General features: G+C 71.6%; 6 protein-coding genes. 4 read left to right on the forward strand and 2 right to left on the reverse strand.

The annotated features are described in order from the left end of the window. Window positions 1–76: 76 nt before the first annotated feature. From CKY28_RS16560 to CKY28_RS16570, 3 genes are all read left to right on the forward strand, one after another. A complete protein-coding gene (locus CKY28_RS16560; protein WP_095999483.1) occupies window positions 77–2203 on the forward strand; it encodes an alpha-glucuronidase family glycosyl hydrolase in 2127 nt (708 codons plus the stop codon). A gap of 152 nt (window positions 2204–2355) precedes the next feature. Then, window positions 2356–3345, forward strand: a complete 990-nt coding sequence (locus CKY28_RS16565; protein WP_095999484.1) for a LacI family DNA-binding transcriptional regulator — start codon at window positions 2356–2358, stop codon at window positions 3343–3345. Between the two features lie 108 nt (window positions 3346–3453). Continuing rightward, window positions 3454–4857, forward strand: coding sequence for a sugar porter family MFS transporter (locus CKY28_RS16570; RefSeq protein ID WP_095999562.1), 1404 nt, complete (start codon window positions 3454–3456; stop codon window positions 4855–4857). A 57-nt stretch (window positions 4858–4914) separates the two neighbouring features. On the opposite strand, the gene CKY28_RS16575 is transcribed toward CKY28_RS16570, so the two are convergent. After that, window positions 4915–7002: a GDSL-type esterase/lipase family protein gene (locus CKY28_RS16575; RefSeq protein ID WP_217989605.1), complete on the reverse strand. Its 2088-nt coding sequence runs from the start codon at window positions 7000–7002 to the stop codon at window positions 4915–4917. A 76-nt stretch (window positions 7003–7078) separates the two neighbouring features. On the opposite strand from CKY28_RS16575, the gene CKY28_RS16580 reads away from it, so the two are divergent. Next, a complete protein-coding gene (locus tag CKY28_RS16580) occupies window positions 7079–8107 on the forward strand; it encodes a cupin-like domain-containing protein (RefSeq protein ID WP_176473148.1) in 1029 nt (342 codons plus the stop codon). On the opposite strand, the gene CKY28_RS16585 is transcribed toward CKY28_RS16580, so the two are convergent. After that, a complete protein-coding gene (locus CKY28_RS16585) occupies window positions 8104–9894 on the reverse strand; it encodes a glycoside hydrolase family 9 protein (protein WP_095999485.1) in 1791 nt (596 codons plus the stop codon). The two genes, CKY28_RS16580 and CKY28_RS16585, sit on opposite strands and share 4 nt — an antisense overlap.

Raw genomic sequence — 9894 nt, forward strand, 5'->3', positions numbered from 1 at the left:
TCCGCGCGCCTTGTTCGTGATAGCGCTAACAGATACACGGGGCGGAACGCTGTCAATAGCGTCGGAGGAGAGGCGGATGCGGGCGTTGGTCGGCGTGCTGTGCGCGCTGTTGCTGCTGCTGGGCTTGCCGGACCGGGCGGCCGCGGAAGACAGCTATGAGCTTTGGCTGCGCTATCGGCCGCTGCCCGCGGCCGCGCGGGCGGGCGTTCCGGGCGCGGTGGCGGTTGACCCCGCCGAGCGCGACGCGCGCGTGCTCGCGGCGCGCGACGAGCTTTTCCGGGCGTTCGCGGCGATGTCGGGCGGGATGGGCGGGGGCGGCGAGGTGGTGCTGGGCACGCCCGCCACCTCGGCGCGCGTCCGGGCGCTGCGGCTCGACCTCGGGGACTTGGGCGACGAGGGCTATCTCGTCCGGCGCGTGATGACGGGCGGGCGGCCGGTCACGGTGGTCGCGGCGAACGGCGGGGCGGGCGTGCTGTACGGCGCGTTCGCGCTCATCCGCCGGTTGCAGCTGGGCCGGCCCGTCGAGGAGCGCAGCGCGCCCAAGGTGCGGCTTCGCGTGCTCAACCACTGGGACAATCTCGATCGCTCGGTGGAGCGCGGTTATGCCGGCCAGTCGATCTGGGACTGGTGGCGGCTGCCCGGCCACAAGGACCCGCGCTACGTCGATTACGCCCGCGCCAACGCGTCGCTCGGCATCAACGGCACGATCCTCAACAACGTCAACGCCAAGGCCGACAGCCTGACCGCGCCCTACCTCGCCAAGGCGGCCGCGGTCGCCGACGTGCTGCGCCCCTACGGCATGAAGGTCTATCTGTCGGCGCGCTTCTCCGCGCCGATCGAGCTAGGCGGACTGGAGACCGCCGACCCCCTCGACCCGTCGGTGCAGGCTTGGTGGCGCGCCAAGGCGGACGAGATCTATCGCGTGATCCCCGATTTCGGCGGCTTCCTGGTCAAGGCGAACAGCGAAGGCCAGCCCGGCCCGCGCGACTACGGCCGCAGCCACGCCGACGGCGCGAACATGCTGGCCGAGGCGCTGCGCCCGCACGGCGGCGCGGTGATGTGGCGCGCCTTCGTCTATCAGGAGACCGACCCCGAGGACCGCGCCAAGCAGGCCTATACCGAGTTCAAGCCGCAGGACGGGCGCTTCGCGCCCAACGTGCTGGTGCAGGTCAAGAACGGGCCGATCGACTTTCAGCCGCGCGAGCCGTTCCATCCGCTGTTCGGCGCGATGCCGCGCACCCCGCTGATGCTCGAGTTCCAGATCACCAAGGAGTATCTCGGCTTCGCCACGCACCTCGTCTACCTGGGCGAGCTGTTCGCGGAGACGCTGCGGAGCGACACCTACGCGCGGGGCCCGGGCTCGACGGTCTCGCGCGTGGTCGACGGCTCGCTCGACGGGCATCGGCTCACCGGCATGGCGGGCGTGGCGAACATCGGGTCGGACCGCGACTGGACGGGATCGACCTTCGACCAGGCGAACTGGTACGCCTTCGGCCGGCTCGCCTGGGATCCGGACGCGTCGGCGCGCACGGTCGCCGCCGAGTGGGCGGGGCTGACCTTCACCACCGACCCGGCGTTCGCGCGGCCGGTCGCGGACCTGATGATGGCCTCGCGGCAGGCGATGGTGGATTATATGACACCGCTCGGCCTCGCGCACCTGATGGGGACGGGGCACCATCACGGGCCCGCGCCCTGGGTGTCGGATCTGGCCCGGCCCGAGTGGAACCCCGCCTACTACCACCGCGCCGACGCGCGGGGCATCGGCTTCGATCGGACGAGCAAGGGCTCGAACGCGGTGGGGCAATATGCCGGGCCGGCGGCGCGGCGCTTCGCGCGGCCGGAGACGACGGGCGAGGACCATCTGCTCTGGTTCCATCACCTGCCCTGGGACCACCGCATGCCGGGCGGCGCGACACTGTGGGAGACGCTGGTACGGCGCTACGACCGGGGCGTCGCGGCGGTGGCCGGTTTCCGCGCGCGCTGGGCGGGCCTGCGGCCGTTCGTTGATGCGGAGCGGTGGAGCAAGACCGCCGACCTGTTGAAGGTCCAGGAAGAGGAGGCGCGCTGGTGGCGCGACGCGTCGGTGGCGTACTGGCGGTCGCTGAACGGCCGCGCACTGCCGCCCGGTTCACCGGAGCCGGCGCACCCGCTTGAGTATTACAAGGCGCTCCGCTTTCCCTACGCGCCCGGCCAGGCGCATTGATCAGATAAATTCGCTCCGCTTCGGGACGGAGGCGCCCGCAAACGTTGCCACGCGGCGCGGTTCATGACAGCAGTGATGGCGTGAGAGCTCCTCGCCGACAGAAATCCGCGCCCACCATCAGCGACGTCGCGCGCCGCGCCGGCGTGTCGCCGATGACGGTGTCGCGCGTCATCAACGGCGAAAGCAACGTCCGCCCCGCGACGCGCGACACGGTGAACGCGGCCATTTCGGAGCTCAACTACGCGCCCAACTCCGCCGCGCGCGCGCTGGCGGGGGCGGGGCAGAGCCGCATCGGCCTGCTCTACAGCAATCCCAGCGCGGGCTATCTCAGCGAGTTCCTGGTCGGCGGGCTTGACCAGGCGAGCCGGCGTGACGTGCAACTGATCGTAGAGAAATGCGAGCTGGGCGATCACGAGATTGAGGTCGCGCGCCACCTGATCGAGGGCGGCATCGACGGCATCATCCTGCCGCCGCCGCTGTGCGACTCGCCCGACCTGATCCGCGTCCTGGCCGAGGAGGACGTCTGCGCCGTGCTCGTCGGCAGCGCCAAGCCGGCCGCCGAGCTGATGGCGGTCAGCATCGACGATTACGAGGCTGCGCTGGCGATGACGCGCCACGTCATCTCGCTCGGGCACCGCCGCATCGGCTTCATCGCGGGCAACCCGACGCTCAAGGCGAGCGCCGACCGGATGAGGGGCTATCGCGAGGCGTTGGAGGAGGCGGGCGTCGCATTCGACAACGCACTGGTCGCGCCGGGGCTGTTCACCTACCGCTCCGGCCTCGACGCGGCGGAACAGCTGCTCGACCTGCCGCAGGCGCCCACCGCCGTGTTCGCCAGCAACGACGACATGGCGGCGGCGACGGTGGCGGTCGCGCACCGGCGCGGGCTCGACGTGCCGGGCGACCTGACGGTGTGCGGCTTCGACGACACCACGCTCGCCACCGCGATCTGGCCGGAGCTCACCACCATCCACCAGCCGATCGCGGACATGTCGCGCGCGGCCGTCGAGATGCTGGTCGCGGCCGTGCGCCGGCAGGAGACCGCGCCGCCGGAGGAGCGGCACCAGCTGCTCGACTTCACGCTGATCCGTCGGCAATCGGACGCCGCCCCCCGTCGAAGGCCGAAGGCGCAGCGCGCTTGACTTGAACCGCCGCTCCGGCATGGTAGCGCTCACAGAGCAGCACGCGTCCGATACGGACGACGGCAGGAGGGGATCGGGATGACGGACGTCGGCAGGACGGGCTCCGCGATGAACGCGGGGGCGGAATCGGCCAATATCGGCTTTATCGCCGCGATCGTGGCGGTGGCCACGATCGGCGGCCTGTTGTTCGGCTATGATAGCGGCGCGGTGAACGGCACGCAGGACGGCCTGACGGCGGCGTTCGGCCTGAGCGAGGGCGGGCTGGGCTTCACGGTGGGCTCCTTGCTCATCGGCTGCTTCATCGGCGCGTTCCTGGCGGGCCGGCTCGCAGACCTGATGGGGCGGCGTAAGGTTATGATGCTGTCGGCGCTCCTGTTCCTCATTGGCGCGCTCGTGCAGGGCTTCGCCGGGAGCCAAGCGGTGTTCGTGATCGCGCGCATCGCCGGCGGCATGGCGGTGGGCGCGGCCAGCGTGCTCTCGCCCGCCTATATCTCGGAAGTCGCGCCCGCCAACATCCGCGGCCGCATGACCACCGTTCAGCAGATCATGATCATCAGCGGCCTGACGGCGGCGTTCGTGGTCAACTACTTCCTCGCCCAGGCCGCGGGCTCGTCGATTAACATCTTCTGGGGCGGGCTCGAGGCGTGGCGCTGGATGTACCTGATGCAGGCGGTGCCGGCGGCGGTGTTCCTCGTCGCGCTGTTCTTCATCCCGGAGTCTCCGCGCTTCCTGGTGTCCAAGGGGCGTCACGAGCATGCGGGCCAGGTGCTCACCAGCCTATTCGGCGAGGTCGTCGCCAAGGCGAAGCTGGAGGAGATCCGCGGGAGCTTCACCGCCGACCATCGCCCGCGCCTGTCGGACGTGCGCGCGCCCAGCACCTTCTTCCGCCCGATCGTGTGGGCGGGGCTGGTGCTGGCGGTGTTCCAGCAGCTCGTCGGCATCAACGTCATCTTCTACTACGGCGCGACGCTCTGGCAGCTGGCGGGGTTCACCGAGGACCAGTCGCTGCTCATCAACATCGTGTCGGGCGCGGTGTCGATCGCGGCGTGCTTCCTCACGATCGCGCTCGTGGACCGCATCGGGCGCAAGCCGCTGCTGCTGATCGGCTCGGCGGGCATGACGGTGACGCTGTTCGCGCTGGTCTACGCCTTTTCCAACGGGACGCTGGACGCGGAGGGGCAGCTTCAGCTGTCGCCGGCGCTGGGCCGGCTCGCGCTGATCGCGGCCAACCTGTACGTGATCTTCTTCAACGTCAGCTGGGGCCCGATCATGTGGGTCATGCTGGGCGAGATGTTCCCCAACCAGATCCGCGGATCGGCGCTGGCGGTGTGCGGCTTCGCGCAGTGGTTCTCGAACTACCTCATCGCGCAAAGCTTCCCCATCATGGCGGCGGGGCTGGGGCTGGCGGCGAGCTACAGCTTCTACGCGGCGTGCGCGCTGATCAGCTTCTTCCTGGTCCAGCGGTTCATCCACGAGACCAAGGGCAAGGAGCTGGAGGAGATGCAGGGCTGATCCCGCCCTGAGCGGAAAACGGGGGCGGGGCGGCCGGTGGGCTTCCCCGCCCTTCTCTTATCCGGCGCAGACGCGCTCGTCGGGCAGCGGCGCGCGCGGGGGGACGGGGACGCCCGCGGCGGTTGCGGCGGCGTCGAGGCGCGGGCTGGGGCCGGGCAGCGACAGGTCCTCGGCGGCGCGGTAGAAAGGGTCCGCCTGCGCCTTCTCGAGCGAGGTGAAGCGGAAGCCGAGCTCGCGGTACATCGCCAGCAGCCGCGGCATCATCCGCGCATCCATGCCGCCCAGGTGCAGCAGCAGCACATAGGGGATGTCGCGCCCGAACGCGCCCCGCGACATGGCGCGCGCGCGCAGCGCATCCACGCGGGCGGCGTCCATGAAGCTCCGCTCCAACGCGGCGATCGCGGCCGTGTCGCCCCTGGCGGCGCAACGGGCATAGGCGGTGTTCCAGGCATAGTCGCCGAAATCCATCGTCACCGCCGCGACCCGGTAGCCGCCGGCCTGCAGGCCCGCGCGCACCGCGTCGCGCTTGGCGGGATCGCTCCCCTCCGAGAGGAACGGGTAGCGGAACCAGCGCCAGCCGCCGCGCGGCATCAGGCGCTTGAGCACCGGCTCGTTGCGCCGGACGTCGGCGAGAAAGGCGGGCGCATCCATGCCTTCGAGGTTAGGGTGCGACCAGGCGTGGTTGGCGATGGGGAAGCCCGCCGCGCGCCACGCGCGCAGCACCGCCTCACCGTCGCCCGCGTCGCCGATCCTGCCGGCGTTGAGGAAGCCCATGGGCGCGGCCACGCCCGCCTCGCGGAACGCGGCGATCAGGCGTCGCGTGACGCTCAGGTGAGTTTCGCCGGGCGGCAGCGCCCCGTGGACGGGCATGTCGTCCACCGTGATCGCGAGCAGCGGAGCGTCGGCCGACGCGGCCTCCTGACGTCCGGTGAACAGCGCGAGGGGGACGGCCTTCGCCATCGCCTCGTAGCCGGCCTCGGACGGGTGGAGGTGGTCGCCGGAGTCGTAGGCGGGCAGCAGGCGCGACGGGTTCGCCGGATCGCGCAGCGCGGCGTCGAAGTCGACCACCGCGTCGAACACGCCCGAGGTGCGGATGAAGCGGTTGATCGCCTGGCGGTCCGCCTCCGTCTCCGGGCCGGGATGGTAGTAGTCGTTGCCGACAAAGGGCGTGAGCGTGCCCCCGATGAGCTTGATCCCGTGCGCGCGAGCGCGCTCCGCGAGCTGGCGGTACGCCCCCGTGACCTCGGCGACGATGCGGCGATGGGCTTGCGGAGTGGCGGGTGCGTCGCGGGTCAGCACGCCCAGGTCGTTGATGCCTTCCAAGAGGATCGCGTGGGTGGCTCCGCTCCTGGCGATCACGTCGCGGTCGAAGCGCGCCATGAGGTTGGGGCCGATCCCGTCCAGGAGCACGCGGTTGCCGCCGATGCCGGCGTTCACGACGCCCAGGTTGCGCGTGCGCGGGTCGGCGCGGAGGCGCGAGAGGAAGAAGTCGGTCCAGCGCCGGTTGCTGTCCGGCGTCACGCCATAGCCGTCGGTGATCGAATCGCCGATCGCCACGATCGTGCGCGCGGGCGCCTCGACCTCGACGTCGGCGATCTGATGCCAGCCCGCCGCCGGCTGGGCTCCGGCAAAGGCCGCGTCGGCGACGCGGTCGCCCGGCAGCAGAAAGGCGGAGGCGCGCGAACCGGGGTGCCCCGTGCGCCGCGCGGGCGGCTCGGGCAGGTGCAGCGTCACCGCGAGGTCCGCGCCCGCCGTGATGGGCAGCGCGACCGGGTCGGAATAGAGCTCCGCGCCGGGCGGGATGCGCACCGACGTCGCGCCGGAGAAGGTGAGCGGGCGCGCCGTGTCGGCCCGCACCGCCGCCGCCCCGTTCGCGATCGGTAACGCCACTTGCGCCCCGCCGATCACGAGCGGCGCGTCGCCGAACAGGTTGGACAATCGCACCCTGAGCCGCGGGCCGCCGACCGAGAGCCGGACGGTCTGACGGATCGTGCTCGGCCCGGCGAGCGGCGCCTTCTCCGCCTCCTGATCCTCGACGCGGATCTGCGCCGAGCCCCAGCTTCCCGTCCAGCGACCCTGCTGCGCGGAGGCGACCGTGGCCGCCAGCATCGCCGTGGTCGCGAGCACGCGTGCGAACCGTCCCATAGCCTCTCCCATCCTAGTAGTTAGCGCTATCATCGCCTGCTTCCCGCTTCGCCGCAACCGTCGTAAGAACGGGCGCATGATCCTCGACCACCCCGCCGCGACCGAGACGCGCGTGCCCGAACGTGGGCCGGTGGACGCGGACACTTTCGCGCGCGAGGTCGCGATCGCGTACGAGCCGGTGGTGCTGCGCGGGCAGGTCGCGCATTGGGAGGCGGTGGGGGCCGGGGCGGGCGGCGACCGGGCGATGGCCGGGTATCTGGCCGGCTTCGGCGGCGGCCGACCGCTCGACGTGATGATCGGCCCGCCGGAGATCGAAGGCCGCTTCTTCTACGACGACGCGCTCACCGGCTTCAATTTCGGCAAGCAACAGGTCCCGCTCCAGGCGCTGCTGGGCGAGTTGCTGCGCCTGTCGGAGAGCGAAGTCGAGCGCCCGCACGCGCTCTACGCCAGCAGCGCCACCGCGCCCGAGCACCTGCCCGGCTGGGAGCGCGCGAACCCGCTGGGGTTGCCGGTCGACGCGCCCGCGCGGCTGTGGATCGGCAACGCCACGCAGGTCGCAACGCATTACGACACGTCGATCAACATCGCCTGCGTCGTCACCGGCCGGCGGCGCTTTACGCTGTTCCCGCCCGACCAGCTGCGCAACCTTTATGTGGGTCCGCTCGACCGGACCATGGCGGGGCCGCCCAGCTCGATGGTCGACCCGGACGCGCCCGACCTCGAGCGCTACCCGCGCTTCGCGCAAGCGCTGGCGCACGCGCGGGTGGCCGAGCTCGGGCCCGGCGACGCCATCTACATCCCGCCCATCTGGTGGCACCATGTCCGCGCGTTCGACCGGCTGAACGTGCTGGTGAACTACTGGTGGGAGCACCGATCGGCGCAGGCGTTCCTGGCGCTGGTGCACGCCGTCTCCGCGGTGCGCGACCTGCCGCGGGCGGAGAAGGCGGCGTGGCGCAGCTGGTTCGACCAGCTCGTGTTCGACGACGACGCGGCCCACGCGGCCGACCACCTGCCGGAGCACGCGCGCACCGTGCTTGGCCCGCCCAGCCGCGAGCGGACGGAGCGTATTCGGCAGTTCCTACTCGGCATGCTCCAGCGCGGCTAGCGCGCCGTCGCGTCCAAGTAAGCCGCGACCCAGACCAGAGGCGCGTTCCAGTTGATGGCGACTTCGTTCATCGCGAAGCCGTTGACGTCGTCGCGCCAGCAGCGCTGGGGCGCGCACTTGCCCTGCATGCTCCGCGCGACGTCGTCGGCCCAGGCGGTGTTGTTGGGCCCGCCCGACAGCACGCCGGGCGGCGGGCCGGGGAGCTTGGGATCGAGGCTCGGCGCCCAGAAGCGGTGGTGCGGGTTTCGGAGCGGGTTCCAGCCGAAGCCCGAGACGTAGGACTGGTCGAGCGGGTTGCGGCCGAGCACGTAATCGGCGGCGTCGATCGCCCCGGCCCGGTAGCGCGTGTCGCCGGTAAAGCGGTGCGCGAGCAGCAGGATCATCGCCCGGTTCAGCACGTTGCTGTTCGAGCCCCAGGGATAGCGCGTCGTGGCGTAGGGGATGCGATAGCCCGAGCGGTCGCGCTCGGCGAGGAAGCGGTCGGCGGCGGCCACGAGGAGCGCGCGCTGGCTCTTAGTCACCGCGTCGGGCACGCCGGGCGCGGTCGCGAGCGTGATCGTACCGAGCGCGGCGACCTCGGGCCAGCTTGGCTCGCTCTCCAGCGGTGCCGTGAAGAGCGGCGAGCGGCGGAGGCGGTCGAGGTACGCGGGAGCACCGGTGGTGGCGTAGAGCTCGGCCGCGGCCCAGTGGAACTCGTCCGACAGATCCCAGTCGCCGTAACCGCCGCTGCCCGTGAAGCCCTGCGCGGCGTACACCTCCGGATTGCGGAGCGCAGCGGTCCAGGCGCGTTGGGCGGCGGAAAGGCAGCGGGCGGCGAAGGCGGGGTCGATGGAGCGCCAGATGCGCGCGCACTGCGCGGCGACGGCGGCGAGGTTGAGCGTCGCGGCGGTCGAGGGCGGGTAGAGTAGGCGCTCCTCCCGGTCCTCGGCGGGGATCGTCGGCAGGGCGGTCCAGTTGCGGTCGGCGATCTTGTGGTGCGCCATGCCGCCCGCGTGGACGGGGGTGAGCCGGAGCGGCTTCTGCTGATCCTGAGGGCCCACCGGGAGCGCCAAGCGCGTGCCGTCGGGTACCTGCATCCGGAGCAGGAACTCCATCTCCCAACGCGCCTCGTCGAGCAGGTCGGGGACGCCGTTGCCCGCCTCAGGCAGCGCGGCGGAGCCGTCGGGGAAGGAGGCCGCGACCTCGTGGAGGTTGAGCAGCGTCCAGAGCGAGATGCCGCCGTTGACGACGTACTTGCCGTGGTCTCCCGCGTCGTACCAGCCGCCCGTCACGTCGAGCTTGTACAGGCAGCCGGGCCACACCGTCCCGCGCTGGTCGGGGCCGGAGAAGCAGGCGGCGACCTCGTTCGGGTGGCCGGCCGCGCGCGCCCACTGCGCACCGCCCGCATGGGCCGCCTCGATCGGCGTCCCGGCGCGCTGCTGGTAGAAGAAGTTGAGCGAAGCGCGCGCGAGCGAGCGGTAGACGTCCGGGCGGATGGGGAAAGGGCGGGTAGCAACGCCGCCGACGCTGAGGCGGTACTCGCCGGGCGCGCGCACCCCGCCGAAGTCGGCGAGGTGGACATGGTCGCCGGACGCGGCGTCGTCGCCCGCCACCGTCGTGCGGCCCTGCGCCGCCGTCCGGCCCCGCGCGTCGAGCAACCGCCAGGCGAGCGGCGCGCGTGAGGGGCTGGCGACGACGGCACGCTTGGGGCCGGCGGGCAGGTAGCCGAGCTGGTTGACGTGGATCGCGACCGGATCGGTAGCGCTAACAATCAGGGGCGCGGCAAGGAGGGCGGCTAGCTTCTTCAT

It is taken from the genome of Sphingomonas lenta (genome assembly GCF_002288825.1).
In the GTDB taxonomy this organism is placed as follows: Bacteria; Pseudomonadota; Alphaproteobacteria; order Sphingomonadales; family Sphingomonadaceae; genus Sphingomonas; species Sphingomonas lenta.

Coding starts and splice junctions, on each gene's coding strand:
- CKY28_RS16560 (WP_095999483.1), top strand. CDS start 77: ATGCGGGCGTTGGTCGGCGTGCTGTGCGCGCTGTTGCTGCTGCTGGGC.
- CKY28_RS16565 (WP_095999484.1), top strand. CDS start 2,356: ATGACGGTGTCGCGCGTCATCAACGGCGAAAGCAACGTCCGCCCCGCG.
- CKY28_RS16570 (WP_095999562.1), top strand. CDS start 3,454: ATGAACGCGGGGGCGGAATCGGCCAATATCGGCTTTATCGCCGCGATC.
- CKY28_RS16575 (WP_217989605.1), bottom strand. CDS start 7,002: ATGGGACGGTTCGCACGCGTGCTCGCGACCACGGCGATGCTGGCGGCC.
- CKY28_RS16580 (WP_176473148.1), top strand. CDS start 7,079: ATGATCCTCGACCACCCCGCCGCGACCGAGACGCGCGTGCCCGAACGT.
- CKY28_RS16585 (WP_095999485.1), bottom strand. CDS start 9,894: ATGAAGAAGCTAGCCGCCCTCCTTGCCGCGCCCCTGATTGTTAGCGCT.